Annotated in this window: 13 protein-coding genes; 5 read left to right on the plus strand and 8 right to left on the minus strand. The window is 48.9% G+C overall.

The features are described from left to right. Positions 1 to 6: 6 nt before the first annotated feature. The 7 genes from DFP97_RS03300 to leuC all read right to left on the minus strand — a co-directional run bounded on the left by DFP97_RS03300 (position 7) and on the right by leuC (position 7,851). Positions 7 to 279: an NAD/NADP transhydrogenase alpha subunit gene (locus DFP97_RS03300; RefSeq protein WP_114378544.1), complete on the minus strand. Its 273-nt coding sequence runs from the start codon at positions 277 to 279 to the stop codon at positions 7 to 9. A gap of 5 nt (positions 280 to 284) precedes the next feature. Continuing rightward, positions 285 to 980 carry an endonuclease III gene (gene nth, locus DFP97_RS03305; RefSeq protein WP_114378545.1) on the minus strand — a complete coding sequence of 232 codons (696 nt, stop codon included), beginning with the start codon at positions 978 to 980 and terminating at the stop codon, positions 285 to 287. Positions 981 to 1,119: 139 nt separating this feature from the next. Next, on the minus strand, positions 1,120 to 3,606 hold the full coding sequence (locus DFP97_RS03310) for an S-layer homology domain-containing protein (RefSeq protein ID WP_114378546.1): 2,487 nt from the start codon (positions 3,604 to 3,606) through the stop codon (positions 1,120 to 1,122). A gap of 81 nt (positions 3,607 to 3,687) precedes the next feature. Beyond that, positions 3,688 to 4,236: a GerMN domain-containing protein gene (locus DFP97_RS03315; RefSeq protein WP_114378547.1), complete on the minus strand. Its 549-nt coding sequence runs from the start codon at positions 4,234 to 4,236 to the stop codon at positions 3,688 to 3,690. 19 nt (positions 4,237 to 4,255) lie between these two features. Then, positions 4,256 to 5,650 carry an N-acetylmuramoyl-L-alanine amidase gene (locus tag DFP97_RS03320; protein WP_114378548.1) on the minus strand — a complete coding sequence of 465 codons (1,395 nt, stop codon included), beginning with the start codon at positions 5,648 to 5,650 and terminating at the stop codon, positions 4,256 to 4,258. Between the two features lie 157 nt (positions 5,651 to 5,807). Next, positions 5,808 to 6,407 carry a 3-isopropylmalate dehydratase small subunit gene (gene leuD / locus DFP97_RS03325; protein WP_114378549.1) on the minus strand — a complete coding sequence of 200 codons (600 nt, stop codon included), beginning with the start codon at positions 6,405 to 6,407 and terminating at the stop codon, positions 5,808 to 5,810. Between the two features lie 28 nt (positions 6,408 to 6,435). Beyond that, complete coding sequence (leuC, locus tag DFP97_RS03330; protein ID WP_114378550.1) at positions 6,436 to 7,851, minus strand: 3-isopropylmalate dehydratase large subunit; 1,416 nt, start codon at positions 7,849 to 7,851, stop codon at positions 6,436 to 6,438. A gap of 152 nt (positions 7,852 to 8,003) precedes the next feature. On the opposite strand from leuC, the gene DFP97_RS03335 reads away from it, so the two are divergent. Beyond that, on the plus strand, positions 8,004 to 8,897 hold the full coding sequence (locus tag DFP97_RS03335) for a LysR family transcriptional regulator (RefSeq protein WP_114378551.1): 894 nt from the start codon (positions 8,004 to 8,006) through the stop codon (positions 8,895 to 8,897). Here the strand turns inward: DFP97_RS03335 and DFP97_RS03340 are convergent, their stop codons facing one another. Beyond that, positions 8,898 to 9,698, minus strand: coding sequence for a carbon-nitrogen family hydrolase (locus DFP97_RS03340; RefSeq protein ID WP_114378552.1), 801 nt, complete (start codon positions 9,696 to 9,698; stop codon positions 8,898 to 8,900). Positions 9,699 to 9,819: 121 nt separating this feature from the next. Here DFP97_RS03340 and DFP97_RS03345 point away from each other — a divergent pair, with 121 nt between their 5' ends. The 4 genes from DFP97_RS03345 (at position 9,820) to DFP97_RS03360 (ending at position 14,275) form a co-directional block, all read left to right on the plus strand. Further along, on the plus strand, positions 9,820 to 10,287 hold the full coding sequence (locus tag DFP97_RS03345) for a hypothetical protein (RefSeq protein WP_114378553.1): 468 nt from the start codon (positions 9,820 to 9,822) through the stop codon (positions 10,285 to 10,287). Between the two features lie 84 nt (positions 10,288 to 10,371). Further along, positions 10,372 to 11,562 carry a pyridoxal phosphate-dependent aminotransferase gene (locus tag DFP97_RS03350; protein WP_114378554.1) on the plus strand — a complete coding sequence of 397 codons (1,191 nt, stop codon included), beginning with the start codon at positions 10,372 to 10,374 and terminating at the stop codon, positions 11,560 to 11,562. Between the two features lie 338 nt (positions 11,563 to 11,900). Next, positions 11,901 to 13,007, plus strand: coding sequence for a glutamate 5-kinase (proB, locus tag DFP97_RS03355; RefSeq protein WP_220271126.1), 1,107 nt, complete (start codon positions 11,901 to 11,903; stop codon positions 13,005 to 13,007). Positions 13,008 to 13,024: 17 nt separating this feature from the next. Beyond that, complete coding sequence (locus DFP97_RS03360) at positions 13,025 to 14,275, plus strand: glutamate-5-semialdehyde dehydrogenase (RefSeq protein ID WP_114378556.1); 1,251 nt, start codon at positions 13,025 to 13,027, stop codon at positions 14,273 to 14,275. Positions 14,276 to 14,283 lie beyond the last annotated feature (8 nt).

Below are 14,283 nucleotides of genomic sequence, written 5' to 3' on the forward strand. Positions count from 1 at the left end.
TGCTCCTTAAACAGCTTCCTCTTCGTCAGACGGCAAACAAATTTCAAAAACGTTGCCGTGCTGCAAAATCATGATGTTGCGCTCTCTTTCCTTCATAACAACAACCTCAGGCTTTATACGCATACGTTCGATGTATTGATCCGGCACATCGCCGGAGCCGCTTACCGTTATGCCTTCAACGATAATATCTTCGTTTTCCTGCGGCGGAGATTCGAGCACCTGCTCATAAATATCAGAAAAAAGCTCAAAATTGTTAGTGTACACGGAAATACATTTCATTGTCATCATCCTCTACTGGCTATTTTCGGTTTAATACCCTTATTTTTGGTCTTATTGCCTGGCTTCATACGTTGTTTTCCTTCTTTGCACAATTCAAGCAGCGGACAAATCTGACACTGCGGGCTTTGCGCTTTGCAATGATAGCGGCCGAAAAAAATGAGCCTGTGGTGGGTTAACGTCCACTCCTCGCGCGGAACAAGCTTCATCAGCTTCTTCTCTACCTCAAGCACCGTATCGTCCGGCTTCGCGACGCCCAGCCTTTTCGATACGCGATCGACATGCGTATCAACCGCAATAGCCGGTACGCCAAACGCGTTAGACATGACGACGTTTGCCGTTTTGCGGCCCACGCCCGGCAGCTCGGTTAATCCCTCATGACTGGCTGGCACTTCCCCATCATATTTATCGATGACAATGCGGCATAGCTTTTGAATATTGGACGCTTTGCTGCGAAACAATCCGATACGGCGAATATCCTGCTCGAGCTCTTCCAGTGGAACGTCCAAATAATGCTCAGGTCGTTTATATTTTTGAAATAATGACGCCGTTACTTTATTCACCGTTTCATCCGTACATTGTGCCGACAGCAAAACCGCTATCGTCAGCTCGAACGGATTGCTATGGTTCAGCTCGCAGTGCGCATCTGGAAACATGTCTGCTATAACGTCCAGTATATGACGCATTTTCTGTTTCGCATTCATCGTCCTCTCTCCTAATCAAACACTATCGTTCAAAGTGTAGCGAAATTTGTCACGCTTAGCAACCGAAAACAGCCATATTCTATAAAAAAACTGCCCCGAAGGGCAGTTTTTTCACAAAATATAAATATCTCTATCCTCTTTATTGCTTTACGATCTCGATTGCGTTGTTTCTGAAGCCGTAAATAACGATATTATCGCCCGCTTTGAACGATTGCACCGTCAACGCAATACCATTTTGCGTAAATTTTGTACTGCTTGTTACGTTAAAATAATTGCGGTTATCGGCATCGGACACTTTCTCTGTCCATACTTGGCTCGCACCCGCATTGTAGCTGGTAAATACGCGGCTTTCGCCAACGGCTACCGTAAACTGCGTTTTATTAGCATCCGTACTTAAAACCTCGACATAATCTCCAACCGAAAGCAGGCTTGTCGCCGTACCTTGTGATGAGCCTTCAATAATGATAAAGCCAGCTTCTCCGACGCTGAATACGACCGCTTTGCCTGACAAATCAGTTATCGTTACGCTGTTTTGCGATATGGACTGCACCTTGCCGTAAGTGGCTTTAACCAGCTTAACGACCGTCGCCTGCTTGCCTACATAAATTGCATGCACTATAGCGCCTGCCGGGATTTGTTCGACGGTCAGCTTCGCGCCTGCTTCATTGACCAGCTCCGTACCAAGCACTGATAATTCGAACAGCGTGGTTGTGGCATTTTTCACCCGAAGCTTCTTGTTTATCGAATCAACCGACACGACCTCGTATTGCGCGCTGCTATGAACTTTAATCGTCGCTACGCGGTCTTGATTACTAGTCAATTCCAGAGTAAGCAAATCTCCTGCTTTCAGATCGCTTAGCGCAGCGGACGCCACAGCTGCATGTTCAACATAAGCAGACGTATATGGAAGTGATACCGTTGCCCCGCTGTCCAGTCGGACCGTCATTAAATTGGCAGCCGAATTCATCGTAACCAGTGTACCCGTATATTTTGTTACAAACTGCAAAGAAACAATCGTATTGCCTGTGTAGCTTATAATGATTTTTCGATTTTGAGTCAGGAGGCTGTTTGCCGATGCAAGCGAAATCGTATTGCCGCTGTACTCGATTTTTGTTTTATCCGTAAAATATAGCGCCTGAGCATTCCCGCCGGCGGCATCTACGACCGTCAGCAGCTTTTTGTCATAGACATAGCTGGCGATTTGCGCGCCTGCAATGACTTTAACGTTACGGTTGATGACTTTAATTTTCGTAACTTCATCATCGGTATTCAATGTAAGCTCTACTTGATCCGCCTCTTTAATAAGGTCCGCGGTCGTTGCTCCGCTCATCCCTTCAATCTCAACGGTGACAGCATCGGCCATAAACTTGGAAACTAAAGCCGTTCCCTCTTTAATCGTAATGAGCTCGCCATCCGAACTATAGAACAATCCTTTCGAGCTGTGGACTGTTGATTGCGGCGCTGCAATGATTTTAAGCGCTAACGGCGTTTCACGGAACGTGTCCTGCACGATGCTAATTGGGCTGTCTCTCTTAATTTCGTTTAATGCTAGAGCTTTACCTTTATCGTCAACAACAACAACCGAGTCGTTATAAAAAACTTCAACAGGCTTATCGTTAATCCAAACATACAGCTTTTTATCAGCAGAAATAACCCGGTCAAGCGTGCCCGAAACCGTCTTCGTATGCGGTGTGTCACCCTTCGCTTCTACATAAAGGGCTTTCCCGGCTTTCGCAATGACGGTTACATCTCCATATTCAAGCAGCTGCTGCTTCGTAATTGACTTTTCCGAATTGTAATGATAGAACAGCGTATCTGAGCCGAGCTCGTAGGTCGTTTCCTTTTTGTCGCTGTATAACGTAATGGACGTATCGGTAATCTTCGAAACAATTCCGCTCGTTTGTCCTTCATAATCAATCGGGAACAGCTTTTGCGCCCTACTGAAAATTGTTGCGAGACTCGCCCTGGTGACATTCGCCTTTGGATCGAACTTTACGGCTGTTACGCCTTTTACAAGCTCTAATTTCGATGCCGCGTTTACATAGCCCTTATACATGGAATCGATTTGAGCGGCATCGGCAAAGGAGGAGGCTGCATTTTGTAAAGAAGCTGCTTCCTCTTCTTGCTCAATTGCGCGAATAATGAGCTTCGTCACCCATTCGCGTGAAGCAGGCTTCGTACCCCACGCCTTTTTTGGATCCTTCGCAGCAAGCGCATATTCTTCCGTTTGGTCGAGTAAGCCTTCTTCGAAAGCAAGCACGATATAAGGTTTAAAATAATTGCTTACCGTAAACGATGACGGAAAACCGATGATTTGTTCTTTGTCTGCTTTACTCTCGAGCCCGGCGAAACGAAGCGCCATTAGCACCGCCTCTTGCTGCGTTACGCTTTGATTAGGAAGAAACACGAAAGAGCTTCCGCTGGCATAACCGGTAATGATACCCTGTAAAGCGAGCTTAGCCACATGCTTCTCGGCCCAATGACCGCCGCCAATGTCCGTAAACGGAGTTGTTAATGCCGCTGCAGCAGCACCGGCTGCAGCAGGCACTGCTAATCCGCTTCCCGCGACTAGCGATAAAGCCAGCGCTCCAGTCAATATTTTTTTACCTGCAAAATGTAATGGCATAGACCGTGATTCCTCCTGAAAGTTATTGATGACTTCAAAAGCAGTCTATAAAAATCTGCTTCGGAAGTCATCTTTTTTTGCTTATTCCTTTTTCATTGGATGCTCCAAATCGACGTGCCCCATCAGGCTTTCGGCTGCTTCGCCGTCGATTAAAATATCAATGGATTTCACAAACTCGAATTGAAACAACGTTTTTTGAAGGGTTTCGATCGCTAACAATTCACCAGGGGCACCGAGCCGCGCTTCATCCGGTATATGGATATCTAAGGTTACTTGTCCCTCCGCAAGCTCGGCGGATTTGATTTCAATTGGCTTCCATAACGATAAAGCGTTCTCTCCATCATCCTTCTGCAATGCTGCAATTGCCGCCTTTATAAGATCCGATTCCGAATCATAGGCTAGCTTTACTGTTCGCTCCACCGTTTCTAGCAGCTCGGCATCAGTTAAATAAATAGTAGCTTCCCGCTCATTTACAACTGCAGTCGGCTCCGGTGATGGCGAAGCACTTGATGTCGGCTCCTCAACTGCGCTCCCCGGTTGCTCCTGCGGCTTGTCCTGCGCGCCGCAGCCGGCGAGCGTACAAGCGAGTACGATAAAAGCAAGCAGCCCTCGCGTTTTTGAAATAGTCATATCGCTGAACACCTGCTTCCTATTTAATTTTTAAATATTCCTTAATGCCCGCTACAACCTCTGAGGCAATCCGGTTTTGAACAGCTTCAGAAACTAACGCTTTTGCATCAGTCGCATTCGTGAGATAGCCTGCTTCAAGCAAGACCGCAGGCATCGTCGTTTCTCTAAGCACTTTATAATTCGCCTGCCTAACGCTGCGATCCTTCAAACCGGTCCCTACAAGCATGTGCTTATGAATAATATCTGCAAATGGCTTGCTGTCAGCACGGCTGTAATACGTTTCCGTACCCGAAACAGAAGTCTTATCAATCGCATTTGAATGGATTGAAATAAATAAGTCCGCTTTTAATGCGTTTGCAAATTTTGCCCGGTCGGCTAATTCAATAAACGTATCGTCAGAACGTGTCAAGTGACCTTTTAATTTCTTTTCCTTATCCAGCAAGGCTTTAATTTTAAGTGCGACGCTTAAATTGAATTGCTTCTCCGTAGTCTTAAGAACGCTCGTGGCGCCAGGATCCTTGCCGCCATGCCCTGCATCAATAACGATTTCGAAAATACCGTCATCCGCCGGCTCAGTGACCGGAGGCGTAACCTGTTCCGGCTCTTCGACAGGCGCGTCAGGGTCAACAGGGATTTCACTGGTTGGCATTAAATCCAAACGGATCTCGCCCACATTTTCCGTCATGACGAAGCCCGTATCTTCGCTAACTAGCAGTACTAGACGCGCAACAGAAGGAGCATTCGTGAACAACGAGTAGCGGTAGGTTTGCAGCAATGGATTTTCCGTTACCGGAGTCTCGACCTGACCATTCAGAAACTGCGATGACAAATTGGCCGAGTACGTCGTATCCGGAAAGTCAAATACGATTCGTTTCGGATTGTCGAGATAGATCGGTTTATTTGCCTTAACGACGCCGTCATAGTTAACCGTTAAGCTGCTCACGCCGTCAAAAGAAACTTGCGTGATCCAGCCGGCCGGCTCCTCCGGCTCTTCAAACATATGTACTTCCTTCTCGGTGGCTTTCCACTCGAACTTCAAGCCGAACTGCTCGCCAATAAAGCGGAGAGGAACTAACGTTGTGCCTTTCACAATAGATGCTGCCGTATCCATTTGAACCAACTGGTCATTAACTTTCGCAACGCTGTCATTCAAAATTAATTGAATGACATCGGTCCCATTGTTGACCGTAACTGTTTTGGTTGCGTTATCCCATTCAATTTGATAGCCCAATCCTTCCGATATGGTCCGCACGGGTACGACCGTAAATTGATCAATGATTTGCGGATTGACATCAGATTTGAGCAATTGCCCATTCAAATATAGTTTGGGGACGACCTCTGCAGCTTGTCCAACTGCGGCGAACATCGTGAAAAAAACCGACATAAACAACATAATGGATACAACTTTTCTCATTTCCCACCCCGATGACTAAAATTGCCCGCATCGAATGAGCGCATTCGACTTTTACAGACGAAAATATAGACGCAGCTTGTCAGAAAAAGTTGCGTTTAGAGGAAAAAAGAGGACAATCCGCCGTTCCCGGTCGGAATGTCCTCTTCATTGTCCTTAATTAGCCAAGACGAGCGGCGTGCTTTTGCTCATATGCTGTGATTTTATCCTCATGCTGCAGCGTCAATCCGATGTCATCAAGACCTTGCAGCAAAAATTGACGACGGTGCTCGTCAAGCTCGAACGAAATCGTAAGACCATGCTCGTCAGAGAGCTGTTTGTTCTCCAGATCGACAGTCAGCTTGTAGCCGTCATACTTAGCTGTACGCTTAAAGATCTCTTCTACCTGCTCTTCGCTCAGCTTGACTGGCAGAATGCCGTTTTTGAAGCAGTTATTATAGAAAATGTCCGCATAAGACGGAGCAATAATAACTTTGTAGCCATAGTCTAGAATGGCCCATGGAGCGTGCTCACGGGATGATCCGCAGCCGAAGTTCGCACGGGATACGAGTACGGAAGCGCCCTCGTAACGCGGTTTGTTCGGTTCGAAATCAACGTTCACTTCACCATTTTCGTGAAAACGCCATTCGAAGAAAAGAAATTGGCCAAAGCCGCTGCGCTCAATGCGCTTCAAAAATTGTTTAGGAATAATGGCGTCAGTGTCGACATTGACCCGGTCGACCGGGGCGACGATGCCTGTAAGTTGTTTAAACGGTTCCATATCGGATATACCCCTCTCTCACGTTCAATTAGTTCAACACTTCGGATTTAACTTCCCAATCACGTACGTCTGTGAAGCGGCCCTTAATAGCTGCAGCAACAGCCATTGCCGGCGATACAAGATGCGTACGTCCGCCGCGGCCTTGACGGCCTTCGAAGTTACGGTTAGATGTCGATGCGCAGCGTTCGCCCGGTTTCAACACGTCCGGGTTCATGGCCAGACACATCGAGCAGCCTGCATCGCGCCATTCAAAGCCAGCTTCAGTGAAGATTTTATCGAGACCTTCTTTTTCAGCTTGAATTTTTACGCGGCCGGAGCCCGGTACGACGATAGCTGTTACTCTATCGCTTACTTTATAGCCTCTTGCAATTTCAGCGGCTGCACGCAAATCTTCAATACGGCCGTTCGTACAAGAACCGATGAACACATAATCGATTTCGATTTCAGTCATTGGCGTTCCTGGCTTCAAATCCATATATTCAAGCGCTGCTTCAGCAGCTTTACGCTCATTTTCCGTTGGAAGATCAGCCGGGAATGGAACGGATGAAGTAATACTTGTTCCCATACCCGGGCTAGTTCCCCAAGTTACTTGCGGGATAAGAGCATCAACGTCGAAGTGAACGACTGTATCGTACGCTGCGCCTTCGTCTGTTGTAAGCTGTTTCCAAGCTTCAACCGCTTCATCGTAGTTAGCCGGCGCGTATTCACGGCCGCGCAAATAATTGAAAGTCGTTTCATCCGGAGCGATCAGGCCTGCGCGGGCACCCGCTTCGATCGACATGTTACAAACGGTCATACGCTCTTCCATAGTCAAGCTGGTGATCGCTTCGCCTGTATATTCAATTACATATCCGGTAGCGAAATCTGTACCGTATTGAGCGATAACGCCTAGAATCAAGTCCTTTGCCGTTACGCCTGGTTTGCGTTTGCCGTTAAAGCGGACTTCCATCGTTTTTGCTTTCGATTGCTGCAAGCATTGAGTAGCCAATACGTGCTCAACCTCACTCGTACCGATACCGAACGCCAAAGCGCCGAATGCACCGTGCGTAGAAGTGTGGCTGTCGCCGCAAACGATCGTTTTGCCCGGATGCGTAAGTCCAAGCTCAGGACCCATTACGTGTACTACGCCTTGATCAATGCTGTCAAGATCGAACAGCGTTACGCCAAAATCTTTACAGTTCTGCGTAAGCGTATCGATTTGCTGCTTCGAGATTGGATCTGTAATATTGAAGCGGTCCTTCGTCGGAACGTTATGATCCATCGTTGCAAACGTCAAGTCCGGACGGCGAACTTTACGGCCAGATAGGCGTAAGCCTTCAAACGCTTGCGGAGAAGTTACTTCGTGTACAAGCTGCAAGTCGATGTAAATAACGCTTGGCTTGCCTTCCTCCTGATGAATGACGTGATTGTCCCAAATCTTCTCAAACATTGTCTTTTTCGTCATTATATTCACCCCATCGTTTCATTAAATCTTCTGCTCTTCTTAACTGAACCTACTATAGCATTTCTTTCTTCATTGATCCAAGATATAATATCTATAAAGTCTATAGGTAATAGCTATAATGGAAGTTTCGATAAATAAAGGAGCATATTCAAATGGAACTTAGACAGTTAAATTACGTGATTCAAATCGCATTGGAAAAAAACTTTTCGCGCGCGGCAGAAAAGCTTCACATCGCCCAGCCTTCGCTCAGCCAGCAATTGTCCAAGCTCGAACAAGAGATCGGCGTACTGCTCTTCCGCCGGACGACCAACTCGGTTGATTTGACGCAAGCCGGTCAAGTTTTTGTGGACAAAGCGCAAGCTATTCTAGATGCCGTCGAGCAATTAAAGCAGGAAATGGACGATATGGCTCAAATGCGCCGCGGAAGGCTCGTCGTCGGCACGCTGCCAATAACGGGTTCGCACATTTTACCATTCGTATTGCCCGTATTCGGAGCTCAATATCCGCAGATCGAGGTAGTTCTCGTGGAAGATACGACTGCCAAGCTGGAGCAGCTGACCGCAAGCGGCGGCACCGATTTGAGCTTGCTCTCACTTCCGCTCATCGACAGCTCGCTTTCATGGGAGCCTTTTATGGAAGAAGAAATTTGTCTTGCCGTTCCGCCGTCGCATCCGCTTACCCTCCGTGAAGGCCCCATTGAAATTCATGAGCTGCAGGACGAGCCCTTCATAGGGTTGAAGCGCGGGCAAGGCTTCCGTCAAATCACCGTCGATTTGTGCGAGCAGGCAGGCTTTTCGCCGCAAATCGTGTTCGAGAGCAGCAACATTGAGACCATTCAATCGCTCGTAGCCGGCGGCATGGGAATCGCCTTCGTCCCGCAAATGCTCACGCGGGCCAAAGGCGCCGATTTTACTCCCATCTATTTGCCGTTAAATCCAAGACCAACGAGAACGCTTGTCATCGCCAGCCGCAAAGGGCGGTACTTATCCAAAGCAGCTGACGCTTTTATCCGGACCTTGAATAAGACGATCAGTAACTTCCGTTAATTAGGCCTCGTATATTGACGGTCTCCGGTCTTCGAAAACGGGAATTTTGGAACGCACTGCATCTACCAAAGACAAATCGATATCGGCATAAATAATCGTTTCTTCTTCGCCCGCTTCCGCAATCGTCTCCCCCCAAGGGTCCAGCACGATGGAATGACCGAAAAATTCGGTGCTGCCGCTCGTCCCCATACGGTTGCAAGCGATAACGAACATTTGATTTTCAATAGCGCGCGCTGTAAGCAGCGTCCGCCAATGATGAAGACGCGGGTGAGGCCATTCTGCCGGCACGAACAGCAGCTTGGCTCCTTCCAGCGCAAGCTTTCTTGCCAGCTCAGGGAAGCGGATATCGTAGCAAATCATCAGCCCCGCTTGCGCGCCTTCAATTTCCAGCCTGCCTGGCTTATCGCCTGCAGCCAAATATTTCTCTTCATCCATGAGCCTAAACAGATGAATTTTCGAATAATCGGCTGCGACATTTCCTTCGCGATCGAAAGCATAAATCGTATTGAGCACCTTCTCCGATTTAAGCTCCGCTATCGAACCGCCAATAATGTGGACACCATGCTTTTTGCTGAAATCAGACAAGAAAGCTTTCGTTCGCGCCCCGTCACGATCGGCAATCGTATGAATTTCCGTTAACGCATAACCTGTATTCCACATTTCCGGAAACATAATAACGTCCGGTTTCTGTTCTTGACTAACCGCTTCCTCTAACATGCTTGTCAGCTTCGAGAAGTTCGCTTCCGGATTTCCTGCTTCTATATGCATTTGCAGCAGCGCAAGCCGCAATATATTACTCATTTGCCGTTCCTCCCGAGAAACCTTTTTTTCCTAATGATACCGTCTCATGGTTCTGTGTCAAGATGGGAACCGTAACAACGAAGCCTTTACTACTTTACGATAAAAAAGGAGAATGTCCGATATGCTTCCAAAACGCTTAACCGCTATTCTCATAGCGTGCTGCTCACTTTTCTTGTTTACGCAAGCACCTGGAGCAGCAGCTCACCCTGTACAAAGCGCTCCCGCTTCCGAAACACAGCTTAAACCTATTCAAATATTTGATGTAGCAGCGGGTAAAGTTGTGAAAACAATTCCGAATGATGCACAGTTTCAATCCTTTGCCGCTTCGTGGATCGGCTCGATTACCGGACTTGCACCACAAATTACAAGCGACGAAAGCTGCAGCTATGTCTATCGCGTGCCGCTCGCAAAGCCGGCAACGGTTAAAACGGATGAAATTGCGGTCATATCCGACGATCTGTTTTTGTTTTACTGCAAGGACAAACCGCCGCTTCTGCTCGTATTTGATGAGAAACGCAGGCCGTTTTTATTTCTTTTCAAAGCGGACATTACACCGTTTATTCAAAAGGTCGGCCTGCCTGCTGCCTAGCGGTCCGCTTCTCTTATCCACACATTCATGCTACATTAAAGCTATTGCCTAATATAGCGATTTTGTCATGTGGAGTGTGAAGGTATGGAAACGCAAATCGGTCAACACCTTATTAAACCTGCGGATCGGATGAATGGACTTCCGACGCAATTTTTTGCCAAGCTGGTCGCCAAAGCGAATGCGCAAACGGCCAAAGGACGCGATGTTATCAATTTGGGACAAGGCAATCCGGATCAGCCGACCCCTCCCCATATTGTTGCAAAGCTGCAGGAAGCTGCGGCGAATCCGTTGTATCACAAATATCCTCCTTTCAGCGGCTACCCTTTTCTGAAGGAAGCCGTTGCGAAGCGGTACAAGGAAGATTACAACGTTGACGTTGATCCGACTACTGAAGTAGCGATATTGTTCGGAGGAAAAACGGGACTCGTGGAAATCAGCCAATGCTTGCTTAATCCAGGCGATGTCTGTCTCGTGCCTGACCCGGGCTATCCTGATTACTGGTCGGGTGTCGCCCTGGCTGGAGCCGAAATGTCGTTTATGCCGCTCACGGAGCAGAACGGATACTTGCCCGATTACGATGCGATTAGTCCGGAAATGGCTCAGCGCGCAAAGCTTATGTTCATGAACTATCCGAACAACCCTACGGGCGCGGTAGCCAGTGCTGAATTTTACGCTAAGACGGTCGAATTTGCCGAGAAGCACGGTATCGTCGTAGCAAGCGACTTTGCATACGGCGCAATCGGGTTCGACGGCAATCAGCCGGTCAGCTTCCTTCAAACGCCTGGCGCGAAGGAAGTGGGCGTTGAGTTCTATACCTTATCCAAAACGTACAATATGGCTGGCTGGCGCGTAGGCTTTGCGATCGGTAACGCTCAAATTGTGAAGCTGATTAACCTGATTCAGGATCATTACTATTGCAGCCTGTTTGGCGGCATTCAAGAAGCAGCGGCGCTAGCCTTGACCGGACCGCAGCATTGCGTGGCAGAATTGAGTGCCATGTATGAGAGCAGACGTGAAGCTTTATTCGGCGCACTCGATCGAATCGGCTGGAATGCGGTACGCCCGGGCGGCTCTTTCTTCTGCTGGCTGCCTGTAGCTCCCGGCTATACCTCAGAAACGTTTGCCGATTTGCTGCTGCAGGAGGCAGACGTCGTCGTCGCTCCCGGCGTAGGCTTCGGCACACATGGCGAGGGCTACGTAAGGCTTGGCCTTCTAACGAATGAAGCAAGGCTAAAGGAAGCTGTCGAACGGATTGGTAAACTTAATTTGTTCTAGCCTTATTCATGCCTTTTGCCTTGCTTTACAGCAGCTTTCGATCATGTTATGATTATAGGAATTGAACATGAAACGTGATGACGGGACTAGTAAGCATGATGGGTCGCGATCAGAGAGTAAATTCCACCGGCTGCGAGAATTTACCGAAGGCCGCTTGCTGAACCTACCTCCGAGCGGCCGGCTATGAACCGGACAGCGCCTTCTGTTATAGGCTTAAGCTGGATGATCTCCTTGTGATGATCATCAACAAAGGTGGTACCGCGGAAGCAAAGACTTTCGTCCTTTATGGACGGAGGTCTTTTTTGTTGTCACGAAACAAACATAGGATGGGATTAATGATGTCGGAACGTATCGTCGTAAAAATTGGCAGCAGCTCGCTTACATCAGAAGAAGGCGGCTTAAACCGTGAACGTATTCAATACTTTGCCGAAGAATTAGCTTCGCTGCATAAAAACGGTTCCGGCGTAATGCTCGTTACATCCGGAGCAGTTGCCGCCGGCTTTCGCCAAATTGGCTATGCGTCTAAGCCTAAGATCGTACACGAGAAGCAGGCTGCCGCTGCAGTCGGCCAAGCGCTGCTCATGCAGGCTTATCAAGAAGCGTTCAGCCGTTTCGGTATCGTTGCGGCACAGATTCTGCTTACGCGGGCAGACTTCTCCAACCGACGCCGGATCCAAAATGCGCTGATGACCATTGAAGAACTGCTGCGGCAGCGGATCATCCCGATCATTAACGAAAATGATACCGTTGCTACTGACGAGCTCGTGTTGAAATTCGGAGATAATGACAACCTCTCTGCCCTTGTTGCAGCCATGACGAAAGCGGCAAAGCTCGTTATCATTACCGATATGGACGGCTTATATACGGAGGATCCGCGCAAAAACCCGCAAGCTGTCAAAATCGAACGCGTTGACCAAATTTCCGAGGATATTATGAAGCTTGCCGGCGGTGCAGGATCCTCAGTCGGCACAGGCGGCATGCGCTCCAAAATAGAAGCGGCCCGTATCGCTATGCGCGGCGGCGTACACGCGTTTATCGGTAAGGTGCAGCAGGAAGGCGACCTTGCGCTCGCTGTAGAAGGCAATGGCCGCGGCACCTATTTCGATACAAAGCTGCACAGCTTGCCAATGAAGAAGCAATGGCTTGGCTTTCACTCCATGCCGCAGGGCCGCATCACGGTTGATGACGGCGCAGTTAGCGCCCTTCTCGAAGGCGGCAAGAGCCTTCTGCCTGCGGGAGTAACAGATATTCAAGGTGAATTCCACCCCGGCGACGTCGTCGAAGTTGCGAATCGCCAGGGTGAAACGCTCGGCCGCGGTGTCGTTAATTACGCTGCTTGGCAAATACAGGCTGTGGCCGGTCTGACTACAGAGGAAGTAAGGCGCAGAGTCGATGTCGCCCGTATCGAGGTTATTCACCGCGATGAATGGATTACGTTGAAATAATAAGGAGGTTTAACGAAATGATAAGTGAAGTGAGACAAAAAGCGATGCTGGCGCAGGATGCTGCAGCCATCATGAACCGGTTAACAACGGAACAGAAGAATACAGCACTTATTCACATGGCAGATGCGCTTATTACGGAGCAGCAAGCCATTATATCGGCAAATGAGCTGGATTTGCAGCGCGGACGGGAGCAGGGCACGAGCCCTTCTCTGCTCGACCGGCTTGCCTTGAACGGCGATCGCGTCGCTGCCATCGCGGAAGGCTTGCGCCAAATCGTAGAGCTTCCTGATCCAGTCGGACAATTGCTTGAGCATTTCGACCGTCCTAACGGGTTAAAGATTGAAAAAGTACGGGTGCCGCTCGGCGTTATCGGCATGATCTATGAAGCACGCCCGAACGTCACCGTAGATGCGGCCGGTCTCTGCCTCAAAACAGGCAACAGCGTCGTGCTTCGCGGCGGCTCCGCAGCGATCGAATCGAACCGTAAGATCGTTGAGATTTTGAAGAAAGCTCTTGGAGCGACGGCCATGCCTGCTGATGCGATTCAGCTAATTGAAGACTCCGACCGCGCTTCGGTTAACGAAATGCTTAAGCTGAACGGATTGCTTGACGTCGTCATTCCGCGCGGCGGCGCTTCGCTCATACGGAACGTCGTTGAAAATGCGACGGTTCCCGTCATTGAAACCGGAGCCGGCATTTGCCATACTTATGTAGACGCCGGCGCAAACTATCAAATGGCGGCTGATATTGCTTTTAACGCAAAGGTACAGCGTCCATCCGTCTGCAATTCGATGGAAACCCTGCTCGTTCATGAGACGTTTGCGGACCGGCATTTGGCTGAGCTTGCGGAGCGTTTCATACAAGCTGGCGTTGAGCTGCGGGGCTGCGAACGGACGATTGCCCTGCTTGCAGAGGCTAAACCTGCTACCGAAGAGGATTATGGCACGGAGTATAGTGATTACATTATGAACATACGCATAGTACCGCATTTGGACGCAGCGCTTGAACATATTCACCGCTTCGGCACGAAGCATTCGGAATGTATTGTCACGGAGAATGCTCAGCATGCCGAGCGATTCATTCAAGAGGTCGATGCAGCTGCCGTATACCACAACGCTTCCACTCGCTTTACGGACGGCTTTGAATTCGGCTTCGGCGCCGAAATCGGGATTAGCACGCAAAAGCTGCATGCCCGCGGACCAATGGGACTGCCTGCCCTGACTTCAACCAAATTCCGGATTTTCGGAAACGGTCAAATACGGGGTTAACGTTACCT

It is taken from the genome of Paenibacillus prosopidis, assembly GCF_003337375.1.
Taxonomy (GTDB): domain Bacteria; phylum Bacillota; class Bacilli; order Paenibacillales; family Paenibacillaceae; genus Pristimantibacillus; species Pristimantibacillus prosopidis.

Excerpts from the sequence above, each read along its gene's own strand:
- DFP97_RS03335 (WP_114378551.1), top strand. The coding sequence starts at position 8,004 with ATGGAACTTAGACAGTTAAATTACGTGATTCAAATCGCATTGGAAAAA.
- proB (WP_220271126.1), top strand. The coding sequence starts at position 11,901 with ATGTCGGAACGTATCGTCGTAAAAATTGGCAGCAGCTCGCTTACATCA.
- leuC (WP_114378550.1), bottom strand. The coding sequence starts at position 7,851 with ATGACGAAAAAGACAATGTTTGAGAAGATTTGGGACAATCACGTCATT.
- DFP97_RS03345 (WP_114378553.1), top strand. The coding sequence starts at position 9,820 with ATGCTTCCAAAACGCTTAACCGCTATTCTCATAGCGTGCTGCTCACTT.
- DFP97_RS03340 (WP_114378552.1), bottom strand. The coding sequence starts at position 9,698 with ATGAGTAATATATTGCGGCTTGCGCTGCTGCAAATGCATATAGAAGCA.
- DFP97_RS03360 (WP_114378556.1), top strand. The coding sequence starts at position 13,025 with ATGATAAGTGAAGTGAGACAAAAAGCGATGCTGGCGCAGGATGCTGCA.
- DFP97_RS03310 (WP_114378546.1), bottom strand. The coding sequence starts at position 3,606 with ATGCCATTACATTTTGCAGGTAAAAAAATATTGACTGGAGCGCTGGCT.
- DFP97_RS03300 (WP_114378544.1), bottom strand. The coding sequence starts at position 279 with ATGAAATGTATTTCCGTGTACACTAACAATTTTGAGCTTTTTTCTGAT.
- nth (WP_114378545.1), bottom strand. The coding sequence starts at position 980 with ATGAATGCGAAACAGAAAATGCGTCATATACTGGACGTTATAGCAGAC.
- DFP97_RS03320 (WP_114378548.1), bottom strand. The coding sequence starts at position 5,650 with ATGAGAAAAGTTGTATCCATTATGTTGTTTATGTCGGTTTTTTTCACG.
- DFP97_RS03315 (WP_114378547.1), bottom strand. The coding sequence starts at position 4,236 with ATGACTATTTCAAAAACGCGAGGGCTGCTTGCTTTTATCGTACTCGCT.
- leuD (WP_114378549.1), bottom strand. The coding sequence starts at position 6,407 with ATGGAACCGTTTAAACAACTTACAGGCATCGTCGCCCCGGTCGACCGG.
- DFP97_RS03350 (WP_114378554.1), top strand. The coding sequence starts at position 10,372 with ATGGAAACGCAAATCGGTCAACACCTTATTAAACCTGCGGATCGGATG.